Here is a 15,999-nt window from a genome sequence, read left to right as displayed (position 1 = left end):
ATGGCAAAACAAGATTACTACGAAGTATTAGGTGTTTCAAAATCAGCAACACAATCTGAAATAAAGAAGGCGTACCGTAAAATGGCGATTAAATATCATCCAGATAAAAATCCAGATGATAAAACCGCTGAAGAAAAATTTAAATTATGTGCTGAAGCTTATGAAGTACTTAGTGATGAGAATAAGAAAGCTCGTTACGATCAGTATGGACATGCTGCGTTTGAAGGTGGCCAAGGAGGTTTTGGTGGCGGAGGAATGAATATGGATGACATATTCAGTCAGTTCGGAGATATTTTTGGAGGTGCATTTGGAGGCGGCTTCGGTGGCTTCGGAGGTGGCGGACAACGTCAGGCCAGAGTTAAAGGAAGTAACTTACGTATTCGTGTAAAACTTACTTTAGAAGAAATCGCTAATGGAGTAGAAAAGAAGGTAAAAGTTAGAAGAAAGGTTCAAGCTGACGGAGTAACTTACAAAACCTGTACTACTTGTAATGGTACTGGGCAACAAATGCGTGTTACCAATACCATTTTAGGTAGAATGCAAACAGCAACTACTTGTGGTACATGTCATGGAGCAGGAGAAATGATTGGTAGTAAACCAAATGGTTCAGATGCTCAAGGATTAATAGTTAAAGAAGAAACCGTTTCTATAAATATTCCTGAAGGAGTAACAGAAGGTGTTCAATTAAAAGTAGGAGGAAAAGGAAATGAAGCTCCTGGTAAGAATTCTATTTCAGGGGATTTATTAGTTTTAATTGAAGAAATTCCTCACGAAACTCTAAAAAGAGAAGGAAGTAATATTCATTATGATTTATATATAAACTTTTCAGAAGCTGTTTTAGGAGCGTCAAAAGAAGTTCAAACAGTAACAGGAAAAGTAAAAATTAAAATAGAAGCAGGTACACAATCTGGCAAAATTTTAAGATTAAAAGGTAAAGGATTACCAAGTATTGAAAGATATGGAAATGGAGATTTCTTAATTCATGTGAATGTATGGACACCACAAGAGTTAACTAAAGAACAACGTAAGTTTTTTGAGCAAATGCAAGAAGACGAGAACTTTAGTCCAAATCCACAAAAATCGGATAAATCATTTTTTGAGAAAGTAAAAGATATGTTTTCTTAAAAAAAAAGAAAAAATATTTTTTTTTTTTGAAAAACAATTTTATATTTGCAGTGTCTAGGAGACGTTCTAGACACTTTTTCTTTTTCATAGCAATTTTCCCACTCAAGTTTTGAGTGGGTTTTTTATGAACTAAGATTAAAAAATCACAAAAATATATAAGCAGACCTATCTTATCGACTTATATTTAGTATAAGTAGGAAAGTCTGGACACCAAAGAGTAGCATAGCGGATAACATCCGTCCGGTGTAAACCGAGGACAAGTGCAACAGAAAGTATGTACAGGTAATGCTGTAGTGAAACCAGGTAAACTCTATGCGGTGCAATGCCATGTACATTAGAGCTCGAGCGTTACTCGCGCGATTCTAAGGGGTAGGCAGATTGATTTTACAAGTAATTGTAAAACTAGATAAATGATAAGAGCCTCGTTAGAGGAACAGAATCCAGCTTACTGGTCTGCTTTTTTTCTTATTTAGAATCATTATAACAATATTTTTTAACATCTAAAAAACAGCTAATTATCATATTCGTAATTTTAAAGGGATTAAAATCGCTTTTTTTTGGATTTTTCTCAAAAACTAGGTTTTTAATTAAGTAAATTTATTGTTTTTTGGGTTTTGTTGTTTATTTTTTAATCTCAAGCTAAAATCGTAATTTTGCTAAGCCTAAAAATTAACAAAATAATTTATATAAAAACGTAGCTATAAAAGTTGAAAAGCTTTTTAAAAAGCATTGTGCAGCTAGTTTTTATAAAAGAAAATTTATTAAGTAAAATAATTTAGCTGTAGAGTAGTATATCTTTTACAAGTAGAGTTTAACCAACTTATAAGTTTTCTTTATTACTAAAAAATAAACCTTTTATGAACACGTATTCAGATTATCTTAAAGAGATTGAAGAAAGAAAAGGCCAAGGATTACACCCTAAGCCAATTGACGGAAGTGAATTATTAGAAGATATTATTTCGCAAATTAAAGATGTAAATAATGCACACCGTAAAGAGTCTCTTAACTTTTTTATTTATAATGTTTTACCTGGTACTACCAGTGCTGCTGGTGTAAAGGCTAAATTTTTAAAAGAGATTATTTTAGGAGAATCTGTAGTAGAAGAAATTTCTGTTGAGTTTGCTTTCGAGCAATTATCTCACATGAAAGGAGGGCCATCAATAGCAGTTTTATTAGACTTAGCTTTAGGAAATGATGAAGAGATAGCGAAAGATGCAGCTAAGGTATTAAAAACTCAAGTGTTTTTATATGAAGCAGATACTGAGCGTTTAGAAGAAGCTATGAAATCTGGAAATGCAATAGCTAAAGAAATTATCGAAAGCTATGCACAAGCTGAGTTTTTTACAAAGTTACCAGAGATAGATGAAGAGATAGAAGTAGTTACATATGTTGCAGGAATCGGAGATATTTCTACAGATTTATTATCTCCAGGAGCAGATGCACATTCAAGATCAGATCGTGAATTACACGGTCAATGTATGTTTGAGCATAATAAAGAAATGCAACAAGAAGTATTGGCATTAAAAGAGCAACACCCAGACAAGCGTATTATGTTAATCGCTGAAAAAGGAACAATGGGAGTTGGGTCTTCGAGAATGTCAGGAGTAAATAATGTTGCATTATGGACAGGAGTTCCTTCAAGTCCTTATGTACCATTTATTAATATTGCACCAGTAATTGCTGGAACTAATGGTATTGCACCAATTTTCTTAACTACTGTAGGTGTAACCGGTGGTATAGGAATTGATTTAAAAAACTGGGTGAAGAAAAAAGATGAAGAAGGAAATACAGTTTACGATGAAGATGGAGAGCCAGTATTAGAGCAAATGTACTCAGTTGAAACAGGAACAGTTTTAACGATCAATACAAAAACAAAGAAATTATATAACGGAGATCAAGAGTTAAAAGATATCTCAACAGCTTTAACACCACAAAAAATGGAGTTTATTAAAGCAGGAGGTTCATATGCAGTGGTTTTCGGTAAAAAATTACAAACATTTGCTTGTAAAGCTTTAGGGATTGATGTACCTCAAGTGTATGCTGCATCTAAAGAAATCTCAATAGATGGACAAGGGTTAACTGCAGTAGAGAAAATATTTAATAAAAATGCTGTAGGAACAACTCCAGGAAAAACATTACATACAGGATCAAATGTTCGTGTTGAGGTTAATATTGTAGGTTCTCAAGATACTACAGGATTAATGACTTCTCAAGAATTAGAAATGATGGCAGCTACTGTTATCTCACCAATTGTAGATGCTGGTTACCAATCAGGATGTCATACAGCTTCAGTTTGGGATGACAAATCTAAAGCAAATATTCCTAGATTAATGAAGTTCATGAACGACTTTGGATTAATCACGGCTCGTGATCCTAAAGGAAAGTATCATGCAATGACTGATGTTATTCACAAAGTATTAAATGATATTGCTGTAGATGATTGGGATGTAATTATTGGAGGAGATTCTCACACTCGTATGTCTAAAGGAGTTGCTTTTGGTGCCGATTCAGGAACTGTAGCTTTAGCTTTAGCAACAGGAGAAGCTACTATGCCAATTCCAGATTCTGTAAAAGTTACTTTCAAAGGAGAGATGAGAAGTTTTATGGATTTCCGTGATGTAGTACATGCGACACAACAACAAATGTTAAAGCAATTCGGAGGAGAAAACGTATTCCAGGGAAGAATTATAGAGGTTCATATTGGTACCTTAACTTCAGATCAAGCGTTTACTTTTACTGACTGGACAGCGGAAATGAAAGCAAAAGCTTCTATCTGTATTTCAGAAGAAGAAACGTTAATAGAATCTTTAGAAATTGCTAGAGAGCGTATCCAAATCATGATTGATAAAGGTATGGATAATGAGAAGCAAGTTCTTAAAGGTTTAGTTGATAAAGCTAACAAGCGTATCAATGAATTAAAAACAGGAGAAAGACCAGCGTTAAAACCAGATGCAAATGCTAAGTATTATGCAGAGGTTGTTATTGATTTAGATGAAATTGCTGAACCAATGATTGCTGATCCAGATGTACATAATGAAGATCCATCTAAGCGTTATACTCACGATACTATTCGTCCGTTATCTTTTTATGAAGGAACAATGCCAGTAGATTTAGGTTTCGTAGGTTCTTGTATGGTACACAAAGGAGATATGCAGATTTTAGCACAAATGCTAAAAAATATTGAAGAACAAAAAGGAGAGGTAGAATTTAAAGCTCCTTTAGTAGTAGCTCCACCAACATATAATATTGTTGATGAACTAAAAGCTGAAGGTGATTGGGAAGTATTAGCTAAGTATGCTGGATTTGTATTTGACGATGATAACCCTAAAGGAGCAGCACGTACTAAATATGAAAACAAATTATATTTAGAGCGTCCAGGATGTAACCTATGTATGGGGAATCAAGAAAAAGCAGAGCCAGGAGATACTGTAATGGCTACATCAACTCGTTTATTCCAAGGACGTGTTGTAAAAGATACAGCTGAGAAAAAAGGACAATCTTTATTATCATCTACACCAGTAGTGGTATTATCAACTATTTTAGGAAGAACTCCTACTATGGAAGAATATGAAGCAGCAGTAGATGGTATAGTATTAACTAAATTTAAGCCATCACAAAAACAATTAGTAATATAATTTATATTGTTTTTTACAATAAAATAAAGTCCGAGTTTAAAGCTCGGACTTTTATTTTTTATACTGTTTTTATCAATTAATCAGATACTTCTATTTGTATTAATTATAATGAAATCAATTCGATTACGTCATTTTTTCCTAACTTTAGACATGTAACAAAAAACTAAACAAACACATGGCTTTTGATATCGAAATGATTAAAAAGGTTTATAGTAAGTTTGAAGAGCGAGTTAATGCAGCAAAAAAACTTACAGGTAAACCATTAACACTTGCTGAAAAGATTTTATATACGCATTTATGGGATGGGGAAGCAACGACTACTTATAAAAGAGGAGTTGATTATGTAGATTTTGCACCAGATCGTATAGCATGTCAAGATGCAACAGCACAAATGGCCTTATTGCAGTTTATGCAAGCGGGAAAGAAAAAAGTAGCAGTACCTACTACAGTACATTGCGATCACTTAATTCAGGCAAAAGTAGGAGCTTCAGTAGATTTACAAACAGCGTTAAATAATTCAAACGAAGTATTTAATTTTTTAGAATCAGTTTCTAATAAATATGGAATTGGATTTTGGAAACCAGGAGCTGGAATTATTCACCAAGTAGTACTAGAAAATTATGCTTTCCCAGGTGGAATGATGATTGGTACAGATTCACATACCGTAAATGCTGGGGGATTAGGAATGGTAGCGATTGGTGTTGGAGGTGCAGATGCAGTAGATGTTATGGCAGGAATGCCTTGGGAATTAAAGTTTCCAAAATTAATAGGGGTAAAGTTAACAGGTAAGTTATCAGGTTGGACGGCTCCTAAGGATGTAATTTTAAAAGTAGCAGAAATCTTAACAGTAAAGGGAGGAACAGGAGCAATTGTAGAATATTTTGGTCCAGGTGCTACAGCTATGTCTTGTACAGGTAAAGGAACCATATGTAATATGGGAGCTGAAATAGGAGCAACTACTTCTACTTTTGGTTATGACGATTCTATGGAGCGTTATTTACGTGCTACTGATAGAGATGATGTAGCTGATGCAGCAAATGCAATTAAAGAACATCTTACAGGTGATGCAGAGGTATATGCAAACCCAGAAAAATATTTTGATCAGGTAATTGAAATTAATCTATCAGAATTAGGACCTTTATTAAATGGACCATTTACGCCAGATTTATCTACTTCAGTAGGTAAAGAAATGACAGAAAAAGCAACAGCTAATGATTGGCCATTGCAAGTAGAATGGGGGTTAATAGGTTCATGTACAAATTCATCTTATGAAGATTTGTCTAGAGCATCATCAGTAGCACAACAAGCTTTGGATAAAGGATTAAAAACCAAGGCAGAATTTGGTATTAATCCAGGGTCAGAGCAAGTTCGTTATACAGCTGAGAGAGATGGAATTTTACAAGTTTTTGAAAATTTAAATGCTAAAATCTTCACCAATGCATGTGGTCCATGTATAGGTCAATGGGGACGTTATGAAGATCCAAAAAATGCACCTAAAAATTCTATAGTACACTCATTTAATAGAAATTTTGCAAAACGTGCCGATGGAAATCCGAATACGCATGCTTTTGTAGCTTCACCAGAATTAACAGCGGCTATTGCAATAGCAGGTCGTTTAGATTTTAATCCATTGACTGATAAATTAATCAATGAAAATGGAGAAGAAGTTATGTTAGATGAACCTACAGGATGGGAATTACCTCCAAAAGGATTTGAAGTAGATGATAATGGTTATTTAGAGCCTATAGAAGACGGAAGTGGTGTAGAAGTTGTGGTAAACCCTAATTCAGAGCGTTTAGAGTTGTTAACGCCATTTACACCTATAGGAGATGAAATTAAAGGCGCAAAATTATTAATCAAAGCTTTTGGAAAGTGTACTACAGATCATATTTCTATGGCAGGGCCTTGGTTACGTTATCGTGGACATTTAGATAATATTTCAAATAACTGTTTAATTGGTGCGGTAAATGCTTATAACAAGCAAACAAACTTTGTAAAAAGTCAAATTACTGGAGAATATGACGCTGTTCCTAAAACGCAAAGAGCGTATAAGGCAGCAGGAGTTAAAACTATAGTTGTTGGAGATCACAATTATGGAGAAGGTTCTTCACGTGAGCATGCAGCTATGGAGCCTCGTCATTTAGGAGTTGTAGCTGTGTTGGTAAAATCATTTGCTAGAATTCATGAAACAAACCTTAAAAAACAAGGGATGTTAGGATTAACATTTGCAAACGAATCTGACTATGATTTAATCCAAGAAGATGATACGTTTAATTTCTTAGATTTACATGAGTTTGCTCCTAATAAACCTTTAACTATAGAAGTGGTACATGCTGATGGTTCTAAGGATACAATTTTAGCAAATCACACTTATAATAAAGGGCAGATAGAATGGTATAAAGAAGGTTCAGCATTAAATTTAATAAAAAAGCAGAATGCTTAATTTTCTAAAAATCAAATATTTTATATAGAAAGTGCAGTTTTTAACTGCACTTTTTTATTTTTGGGATGAATGATAATTCTTAAACAATACTTTTGAAAAAAATTAAAATCCCTCATGCTTTAACTTTACTATTTGTTATCATAATATTGGTTTCTGCATTTACGCATATAATTCCAGCAGGAAAATTTGAAAGAGTTTTAGTAGAAGGAAGAAATAGAGTAATACCAAATTCATATGAGATAATTCAAAGTACACCTGTAAGTTTTTTCGATATTTTTAAAGCAATTCCTTTAGGTTTTAAAACGGCGGTAAATATAATTTTTATTGTATTGGCAGGAGGAATTATGTTTGGTGTTATGGAAAAAACACAAGCTATAGAAAATGCAGCTGGAACTTTAGTGAAGAAATTAGGGGATGAAAAAAGGTATCTTATCGTATTTTTAATTACTTTTTTTTATGGTTTTCTTGGAGTTTTTGTAGGGTATGAACATAATATTGCTATGGTGCCTCTAGCAGCAGTATTAAGTATAGCTATTGGAGGCGATTTAATTTTAGCAGCTGGTATTTCAGTGGCAGCAATTACCGTAGGTTTTGGGTTATCACCCATAAATCCATATACAGTAGGAATTGGTCATAAAATAGCAGAATTACCTTTATTCTCTGGTGCTATATTACGAACTATATTATGTTTACTAGCGTTAGGAACATTAGCATTTTATAATATTCGTTACTTAAAAAAAATAACTGATAATCCAGAAAAATCTATAGGAAAAGGATTGGATGAAAATGGAATAAAATTATCCAAATCTATTTCAGAATATACAATCACTAATAGTAATTACTTAGTTTTAAGTGTATTTGTTATTGGTTTAGGAATTATACTTTGGGGCGTATTTAAACACAGTTGGTATTTTACAGAACTTTCAGCAATATTTTTAATGATTGCAATAGGAAGTGGTTTAGTATCAAGAATGAATCCAACAACTTTTAGCGAAACAGTATTAGAATCTGTAGCAAAAGCAGCTCCAGGTGCTTTTATGGTAGGTTTTGCAACTACAATTAAAGTGTTAATGGATATGAGTAATATTAGCGATACCATATCTTTTGAAATGGCGAATTTATTACAGGGATTACCTCAGTTTTTTGCTGCAGTTGGTATGTCAATATCGCAAGGAGTAATCAACTTATTTATTCCTTCAGGAAGTGGACAAGCATTGGCAACACTTCCAGTAATGATTCCTTTAGGAGAAGTATTAGGATTAACTAGGCAAACAACCATATTAGCATTTCAAATAGGAGATGGAGTAACCAACTTGGTAAATCCTACTTTAGGAGGACTCATAGCTATGCTAAGTATGTGTAGAGTTCCTTTAAATAGATGGTTTAAATTTATTTTGCCCTTGGTAATTATAATATTAGTACTTTCATGGACTATTTTAACTATTGCTACTTTTATAAATTATTAAAATGACAGCCAAAGAAATCTTAGCAAAACTTGTGAGTTTTGATGTATTGAGTAAACAAAATAATTTATCTATAGCCAATTGGATTAGCGACTATATTAACCAATACGGTGTAGAAACAGTATATGTATACAATGAAGAGAAAACACAAGCTTCGTTACATTGTAGAATAGGACCAGCTGTTGATGGAGGTATTATTTTATCAGGACATACTGATGTGGTTCCTGTAAAAGGTCAACCATGGAATACCAATCCGTTTGAATTAATAGAAAAAGAAGGTAATCTATATGGAAGAGGAGCTTGCGATATGAAAGGATATATTGCTTGTTTTTTATCAGTATTGCCTCAAATGGTGAAGGCTAACTTATCAGTACCAATTTATTTTGCTATTTCTTATGATGAAGAAATAGGGTGTTTAAGAGCGCCAGAATTAGCAGAACATATAAAATCCTATTATACAGAAAAACCTAAATATGCTATTATAGGAGAGCCATCAATGATGCAACCAATTGTTGGGCAAAAAGGAATTTTGTATGTCGAAACAAAAGTAAATGGAAGTCAAGGTCATAGTAGTAGAATAGAGAAGGAAGTAAGTGCCATTCATGAAAGTACTAGATTAATTCTTTGGTTAGAAAACAAAATGAAAGAATTATCGCAACAAAGTAGAAATGAATCATTTTTACCTCCACATTCAACAATGCATGTAGGGCAAATAAAAGGAGGAATAGCTACCAATGTTGTGGCAGGTAATACTACATTTCAATGGGATGTTCGTTCAATACCAGAAGATAGTATTATGGACATTGTAAACGATTATCAGGAGTATTGCAGTGAACTTCAGAAAGAAAAAAGAAAACTTTTTCCAGAGTTTAAAATAGAGAATACATTATTACATCCACCGGTTCCGGGGCTTCAAACTAGTGAAGAGGCTTCTATAGTAAAACTTATTGCTGAGGTTACAGGAAATGCCAAACCTAGTTATGTAGCATATGCTACAGAAGCAGGACAATTTGCAGAAGCAGGCTTTGAAAGTATTATTTGTGGACCAGGATCAATAGAACAAGCACATAGAGCCAATGAATTTGTATCTATAGAACAATTAAACCTCGGTGTTCAAATGATTGAAAATATTATAAAAAAGATTAGTCTTTAAAACTCTGGATATTACCAGAGTTTTTTTGTAATGAATTTTAATCTTTTTCGACATACCCTAATAAATGCCTTAACTATGAGATCTCTGTGGTACTTCGAAGAAGTTAATTTATTTAAAATACTATGCCCGCATAAATATTCGGAGTATAAGGCTGATCATGAGTTTAATTCCTATAAGAAAAGTGATTATATTTATTTTGAAGATGATGCAGCAACTAAGTTGTATTTAATAGATGAGGGTAAAGTAAAAATAGGATACTACACAGAAGAAGGAGAGGAAGTAATTAAAGCAATATTAACCAAAGGAGAACTGTTTGGAGAAAAAGCAATTTTAGGAATTGAAAAAAGAAATGAATTTGCACAGTCTATAGATAATCACACGCTTATTTGTCCAGTAGCTAAAGATACCATGCATGATTTAATGAGAGATAATGCATCTGTTAGTTTTAAGATATATAAGTTTATAGGATTGCGAATGAAAAAATTAGAAAGAAGATTGCAATTACTTTTATTTAAAGATACCAAAACAAGATTGCTAGAATTTTTTAAAGATCTTTGTGAAGATTATGGGTATGAATGTCCAGATAATGGAGATCACGTAATAAAGCATCCCTACAGTCAAAAAGATATAGCCACTTTAATTGGTACTTCACGTCAGACATTAAACTCAATTATGAATGAGTTAAAACAAGACAATATCATAGAATTTAACAGAAAAGAATTAAGACTTCGAAAAAATATAGCCTAAGTGTCAGCTAGCTGACATTTTAAAAAAAATGTAGGTTATAACTTTGTTTTTGTAAAATTTAAAATACAAAAACAATGAGAAAAATAATAATGAGCTTAGCAGTATTAAGTGTTGTGACTTTTACTTCTTGTAGCGATGATAACGATAATGTAGCAACAACAAAAACAGTAAGCCAATCATTTCAAAATTTACCAGATTTAGGAGCAAATTATGTATATGAAGGATGGTTAATTGTAGGAACAGAAAAAATTTCTACAGGAAGATTTTCTCATACTGAAGGAGCTAGTTTTACAAGTTCAAATATTGAAATAGCAAAGGTAAATGCAGCAACGGAATATGTATTAACTATTGAATCGACAAACGAAACAGGCGCCGATTTAGCTTCACCAAGTGGATGGATTTTTTCTAAAGGAGCATTTACAAACGGTTTAGCATCTCCATCTACAAATGATGCACTATTTAGTGGTAATAGTAATTTAGAAACTGCTACAGGACAGGCTTTCTTAAAAGCACCTTCAGTTGGAACAGTTGGGTCAGATGCCAACGGAATTTGGTTTATCAATGCATTACCACCAACAACAGGAGGATTTACAAATTTACCAACTTTAGGTAACGGATGGATTTATGAAGGATGGGTTGTGGTAAATGATAATTTAGGAAATGCTATTCCTATTTCAACAGGAAGATTTTCAGATCCAAATATGGCTGATGTAAGCTTTTTTGGTGCAGCAAATAATAATGAGTTTAAAGGACCAAATGGTGTGCCACCTTTTCCAGGTGAAGATTATATCGCAGATCCTAACAATAGATACCCTAACGTAACTTTCCCTATCGATTTAACAAATGCAACTGTAGTTATTTCTATAGAACCAACTACTAATGATGCACAAGCACCGTTTGGTTTAAAACCTTTTGTTCAAGCTTTAAGTAATCAAGCAGTATCTACTGCATTTACAGTAGCAAATACTTATTCAGGAAAAACAATTTCTGGATCAGTGAGCAAATAAATATAAACTCTATATGGATTTTCTATTTTGTTTAGAAATTCAGATATTTGAACCGCCTTATAAAAGGCGGTTTTTTTATGAAATACAGACAACTTACTAAGGAGCAATTTGAAGGATTACACGAAGAGTTTGCACGTTTTTTAGCGTCACAAAGTATTGATGCTAAAGAATGGAAACAGTTAAAAGAAGAAAAACCACATGTAGCTGAAGACGAAATGAATGTTTTTAGTGATGTTGTTTGGGATGATGTACTTACCAGAACCGAATATTTAGAACACTTTTCACCTAAGGTTGTTAATTTATTTAAATGCGACGAGAAAGAAATGCATCGTATTGTAATAAAAATCGATAAAGATATTAATGTATTAGAGCAAGAAGGATTCGAATGGTTGATGAAAAATCCTAATGATGAGAAAATTGAATTTTTTACAGGAGCTAAAAAATACACAAACGAGAGAAATCCTGAAATTTTCGATTTAATAGAAAAAGGAAGTGCTATATCGAAAGGAGAGTTGTTTGAGTATTTTAATAAACTAGTTTCAAAAAGCTAAGAGAATCCTTAAAATTAATAAGTAACTTTATTTCCATTAATAAATGTTTGAAGGCATTTAATGGTATGTAGTTTTTCTGTTTTTACTGAATAAGGATTTTTATCAAGAACAATAAAATCCGCATACTTTCCTTTTTCTAAAGAGCCAATTTTGTCTTCTTTGTGTATTTGATATGCGGCATTTATAGTTAAGGTTTTTATAGCATCAAGAAGATTTAATCGTTCGCTGCTACCAATTAAATTATCCTTTTTAGTTTTTCTTTCAATTGCTGTTTGAATTAACCTAAAAGGATTACTTTCAAACATGGGTTGATCAGCATGTAATGTACTTACTATACCAGTGTTTAAAGCAGTTTTGATAGGTAATATTTTAGAAGTCCTTTCTTCACCTAAAATAGAGGTATTTAAAGCATCTCCATAATAGAGTAAATGGTTTATGTGAAAACTGGGAAATAAGTTTAGTTTTTTTATTCTTAATAATTCTTTTTCAGGTAAAAGCAAACAATGCTCTAAGCGATGTCTAGAATTTTTGAAATTTAATTCTTTATCAAGTTCTTCAAAAGCATTAATCACTTCAGTATTTGCAGCATCACCTTGGGCATGAATAGCTATTTGCCATCCGCTATTATGGTATTTTGTAATAAACTCTTTCAATTCATCATTATCAATCAAAGCTTTTCCTTTAGAGTTAGTGGGAATGTGTAATTTATTTTCAGTTAAGTCAGAAGTTAAATAAGGTTCATTAATATACATCGAGCCTGTATATGGAGAACCATCATACCAGTGTTTAATTCCTATAATATCATAAAAATCGTTAGCCTTTTCTTTTGTTTCTGGTAAAATATAAGTCATATCATGACGTACATAAATAAAATGACGAGGAGTAGGCTTTCTTTCTGGTAATTGACCAATTAAAGCTAAAAAGTTACCTAATAAACTTGGTGTTTTATTGGATAAATGCTTCATTAAAATAAGAGGTTTACTATCGTTTATAGTTAAACCTGTAGAAACAATAGTGGTATTCCCATTTTTAGCATAATTCAACATTGTTTTTTCTGAAGAATTACTTAATATTTTAGGAGTTAGAACTTCTTTTTTTAGTTTTTCTATAAAAGGTTTGAAAGCTTCTTGTTCAACAATAAGGCCTGTTAAATTTCCTTTAGTATCTTTTTCGTAATAACTGTTTTTTGAAGGATTTGCAGTATTTTTGGTAATAGCTACACTTTCTAAGGCTTTAGAATTCACCCAATAACTATGTAAACTTTGACTAAAAATAATTACAGGATTGTTAGGAGTAATTTTATCTAAGTATTGTATTGTTGGAGTTTTTAAATCACTAACTAAAACTGGATCTAAACCTTTAAAAATAAGCCATTCGTTTTTAGAAACTTTTGAGGTGCATTTTTCAAAATATTTCCATACTTCTGCATTATTTTTATGCTTAAATCCAGATAAATCATACATGTTTTGAAAAAACATAGATAAAGCAAAATGAGTATGAGGATCAATAAAACCAGGCATTATGGTTGCTCCTTTAAGATCTATTTTTTGTAAATCTTCATTTTTAAACTCAGGAAAATTTTTAAGCTCTCCAATTTTTTCAATTATACCATCAGTAACTAGCATGGCATTTGCAGTAGGTTGTTTATTATTAACCGTAATTATATTAGCATTATAATAAAGTGTTGGAGGCGCCTTTTTAAAATCTTGCTTTGATAATATCCATCCAGAAATTAAAAATAGAAGAATAAGGCTTAATAGAATTTTCTTTTTCATGGATGAGAAATCTTAGCGTTTTTTATATTAAATGCTCTATTAGTTTATTGGTTCCTAAACTAGCAACGTCTTTAATAATGGTTAAGTTATTCATTGAGTTGCTACTCATTGCAGGTTTTGGATCTATAAAATAAATAGGAGTATTTTCGGGAGCATAATCAATTAAACTAGCTGCTGGATACACCTGCATTGATGTACCAATTATAACAAGAATATCAGCTTGTAAAGTAATTTCAACAGCTTTTTCAAGCATAGGAACATCTTCTCCAAACCATACTATATGGGGGCGTAATTGAGAATTTTGTTCGCATAAGCTACCTAAGATAATATCAGAACCCCAATTATAAACTAGGTGTTCATGTGCTGTACTTCTAGCTTTTAAAAGTTCTCCGTGTAAATGTAAAACATTAGAGCTTCCAGCGCGTTCATGCAAATCATCAACATTTTGAGTAATAATATCTACCTGAAAATGTTCCTCTAGCTTTACTAAATTAAAATGTGCTTCGTTTGGACTAACTTGCAATAATTGTTTTCTACGTTGATTGTAAAAGTCCAATACCAATTCAGGATTTGCACGAAAACCTTCGGGTGAAGCTACTTCATAAATGTTATGTCCTTCCCATAGACCATCAGCATCTCTAAATGTTTTAATTCCGCTTTCGGCACTAATACCAGCACCAGTTAGTACTACTAATCTTTTTTTCATGAGACTAAAATATGAAATTTTAGCTTCCTTTTTAGAAGGCATTAGTTTATTTAAATTAGATAATTTTTGGGAATATTAGTATTGATTTTCTCAAAAAAAATATTGAGATACATTTATATTTGAAGTCAAATCAAACTTAAAAATAAACTATGAAAAAACTGACAATATTATTGTTGTTTGTTTCTTTTATAACAAAAGCACAATCAGTTAAAAATCAAATATTAGAAAATCTTTCAGAAATAAAATCTGTAAATCCAAAGGATACTAATTTTTCAGATTTAAAAAAAATAGGGGATGCAATAGGTAATTCTAAAATTGTTTTTTTAGGAGAACAAGATCATGGAGACGCTACTGCGTTTGAAGCAAAAACTCGAATTATAAAGTATTTGCATGAGAAAAAAGGATTCAATGTATTAGCTTTTGAAAGTGATTTCTTTAATATTAATAAAAAGTCTGATGAGAATAAACCAATAGAAGAAATTGAGAAAAGTATTTTTTCGGTTTGGTCAAAATGTGTTCAAGTAAATCCATTGTTTAGTTACATCAAAAACCAACAAAAAAAGAATCCAATTACAATTAGTGGATTTGATTGTCAAATAGGACAGAATTTAGAAGAAGATAGAATTAGTTTCGTTAGTGAGATGGAAAAATATATTGAAAAAGAAATAGATGTTTCTACTATTGATAACTATAATTTATTTAGAGAAACATTAAAAGATGTGATTTTCTTTGTTAAAAAAACAAAAAAGAAAGACGCTTATTTTAAAAAGGTAAAAAAGAAAACACAAAAAAAGTTTTTCCAAACTCTGACAGAAATAAAAAAGAGCATCAAGAATAAAGAAACTTTTTTATTTAAGAATTTAGAAAATTTAGAATCTTATGCTAAGATGGCATGGAGAAATAAAGAATATAGACAAGGACGCGATACCCAAATGGGGAAAAATATTTTATGGTTAGTAGCTACAAAATTTCCAAATGAAAAAATAATTTTTTGGGCGCATAGTGCACATTTAGTTAAAGGAAAATCAAGTAGAAATTCTTATACAAAGACTTCTGCGGGTAAGTACGCTATTGATAGATTAAATGCAAATGAGGTTTATAGTATCGGGTTTTCTTCCAGAGTTGGGTATACGGATAGAGTAAGTTTAAATGCTAATATTGAAGGATATGAAATTATTAATGCTCAAAAGGAAGGTTTTGAAAGTTGGGTTTATTCTAAAAAGCTCCAGTATGCTTTTATCAATTTTAAAGCTTTAAAAAATAATTCAGAAACATTCCATATGAAAGGATCTAGTCATTATAGCTATAAAAATAACTGGTTAACAGCTTTCGATGGTATTTTTTATATAGATAAAATATCACCTTGTATAGAAGAAAAATAGGAAACTATAATT

The 15,999-nt window shown here is 31.8% G+C and carries 11 protein-coding genes and 1 other RNA gene; 10 read left to right on the top strand and 2 right to left on the bottom strand.

Annotated features, from left to right (window positions below; translation table 11 throughout):
* From dnaJ to MHN29_RS17155, 9 genes are all read left to right on the top strand, one after another.
* Nucleotides 1–1,125 (top strand): molecular chaperone DnaJ, encoded by a 1,125-nt coding sequence (gene dnaJ, locus MHN29_RS17195; RefSeq protein ID WP_235275911.1) that lies wholly within the window; start codon nt 1–3, stop codon nt 1,123–1,125.
* Between the two features lie 156 nt (nt 1,126–1,281).
* Nucleotides 1,282–1,589: RNase P RNA component class A (rnpB, locus tag MHN29_RS17190), an RNA gene on the top strand.
* A gap of 393 nt (nt 1,590–1,982) precedes the next feature.
* The gene (locus MHN29_RS17185; RefSeq protein ID WP_235275910.1) at nt 1,983–4,760 is read left to right on the top strand and encodes a bifunctional aconitate hydratase 2/2-methylisocitrate dehydratase; all 2,778 of its coding nucleotides are present in this window, start codon (nt 1,983–1,985) and stop codon (nt 4,758–4,760) included.
* A 175-nt stretch (nt 4,761–4,935) separates the two neighbouring features.
* Nucleotides 4,936–7,203 (top strand): aconitate hydratase, encoded by a 2,268-nt coding sequence (locus MHN29_RS17180; protein WP_235275909.1) that lies wholly within the window; start codon nt 4,936–4,938, stop codon nt 7,201–7,203.
* 92 nt (nt 7,204–7,295) lie between these two features.
* Entirely contained in the window at nt 7,296–8,669 is a 1,374-nt protein-coding gene (locus MHN29_RS17175; protein WP_235275908.1) for a YfcC family protein, read from the top strand.
* Nucleotide 8,670: 1 nt separating this feature from the next.
* Nucleotides 8,671–9,819, top strand: coding sequence for an acetylornithine deacetylase (gene argE, locus MHN29_RS17170; RefSeq protein WP_235275907.1), 1,149 nt, complete (start codon nt 8,671–8,673; stop codon nt 9,817–9,819).
* 75 nt (nt 9,820–9,894) lie between these two features.
* Nucleotides 9,895–10,566, top strand: coding sequence for a Crp/Fnr family transcriptional regulator (locus MHN29_RS17165; RefSeq protein WP_235275906.1), 672 nt, complete (start codon nt 9,895–9,897; stop codon nt 10,564–10,566).
* A 74-nt stretch (nt 10,567–10,640) separates the two neighbouring features.
* Complete coding sequence (locus MHN29_RS17160) at nt 10,641–11,573, top strand: hypothetical protein (protein ID WP_235275905.1); 933 nt, start codon at nt 10,641–10,643, stop codon at nt 11,571–11,573.
* A gap of 77 nt (nt 11,574–11,650) precedes the next feature.
* Nucleotides 11,651–12,124, top strand: a complete 474-nt coding sequence (locus tag MHN29_RS17155) for a DUF6495 family protein (RefSeq protein ID WP_235275904.1) — start codon at nt 11,651–11,653, stop codon at nt 12,122–12,124.
* Between the two features lie 14 nt (nt 12,125–12,138).
* On the opposite strand, the gene MHN29_RS17150 is transcribed toward MHN29_RS17155, so the two are convergent.
* Together MHN29_RS17150 and MHN29_RS17145 are read right to left on the bottom strand one after the other, a co-directional pair.
* Nucleotides 12,139–13,899: an amidohydrolase gene (locus MHN29_RS17150; RefSeq protein WP_235275903.1), complete on the bottom strand. Its 1,761-nt coding sequence runs from the start codon at nt 13,897–13,899 to the stop codon at nt 12,139–12,141.
* Between the two features lie 22 nt (nt 13,900–13,921).
* Nucleotides 13,922–14,605, bottom strand: a complete 684-nt coding sequence (locus MHN29_RS17145) for an NAD-dependent deacylase (protein WP_235275902.1) — start codon at nt 14,603–14,605, stop codon at nt 13,922–13,924.
* Nucleotides 14,606–14,754: 149 nt separating this feature from the next.
* On the opposite strand from MHN29_RS17145, the gene MHN29_RS17140 reads away from it, so the two are divergent.
* Nucleotides 14,755–15,987 carry an erythromycin esterase family protein gene (locus tag MHN29_RS17140; protein ID WP_235275901.1) on the top strand — a complete coding sequence of 411 codons (1,233 nt, stop codon included), beginning with the start codon at nt 14,755–14,757 and terminating at the stop codon, nt 15,985–15,987.
* The last annotated feature ends 12 nt before the right edge of the window (nt 15,988–15,999 follow it).

Origin of the sequence: Tenacibaculum sp. Cn5-46 (genome assembly GCF_022347705.1) — a bacterium.
GTDB classification, from domain to species: Bacteria; Bacteroidota; Bacteroidia; order Flavobacteriales; family Flavobacteriaceae; genus Polaribacter; species Polaribacter aiptasiae.
Note: the sequence above shows the minus strand (reverse complement) of the source record. Positions and strands in the feature narration are given on the sequence as shown.

Coding starts and splice junctions, on each gene's coding strand:
- dnaJ (WP_235275911.1), top strand. CDS start 1: ATGGCAAAACAAGATTACTACGAAGTATTAGGTGTTTCAAAATCAGCA.
- MHN29_RS17185 (WP_235275910.1), top strand. CDS start 1,983: ATGAACACGTATTCAGATTATCTTAAAGAGATTGAAGAAAGAAAAGGC.
- MHN29_RS17180 (WP_235275909.1), top strand. CDS start 4,936: ATGGCTTTTGATATCGAAATGATTAAAAAGGTTTATAGTAAGTTTGAA.
- argE (WP_235275907.1), top strand. CDS start 8,671: ATGACAGCCAAAGAAATCTTAGCAAAACTTGTGAGTTTTGATGTATTG.
- MHN29_RS17165 (WP_235275906.1), top strand. CDS start 9,895: ATGAGATCTCTGTGGTACTTCGAAGAAGTTAATTTATTTAAAATACTA.
- MHN29_RS17160 (WP_235275905.1), top strand. CDS start 10,641: ATGAGAAAAATAATAATGAGCTTAGCAGTATTAAGTGTTGTGACTTTT.
- MHN29_RS17155 (WP_235275904.1), top strand. CDS start 11,651: ATGAAATACAGACAACTTACTAAGGAGCAATTTGAAGGATTACACGAA.
- MHN29_RS17150 (WP_235275903.1), bottom strand. CDS start 13,899: ATGAAAAAGAAAATTCTATTAAGCCTTATTCTTCTATTTTTAATTTCT.
- MHN29_RS17145 (WP_235275902.1), bottom strand. CDS start 14,605: ATGAAAAAAAGATTAGTAGTACTAACTGGTGCTGGTATTAGTGCCGAA.
- MHN29_RS17140 (WP_235275901.1), top strand. CDS start 14,755: ATGAAAAAACTGACAATATTATTGTTGTTTGTTTCTTTTATAACAAAA.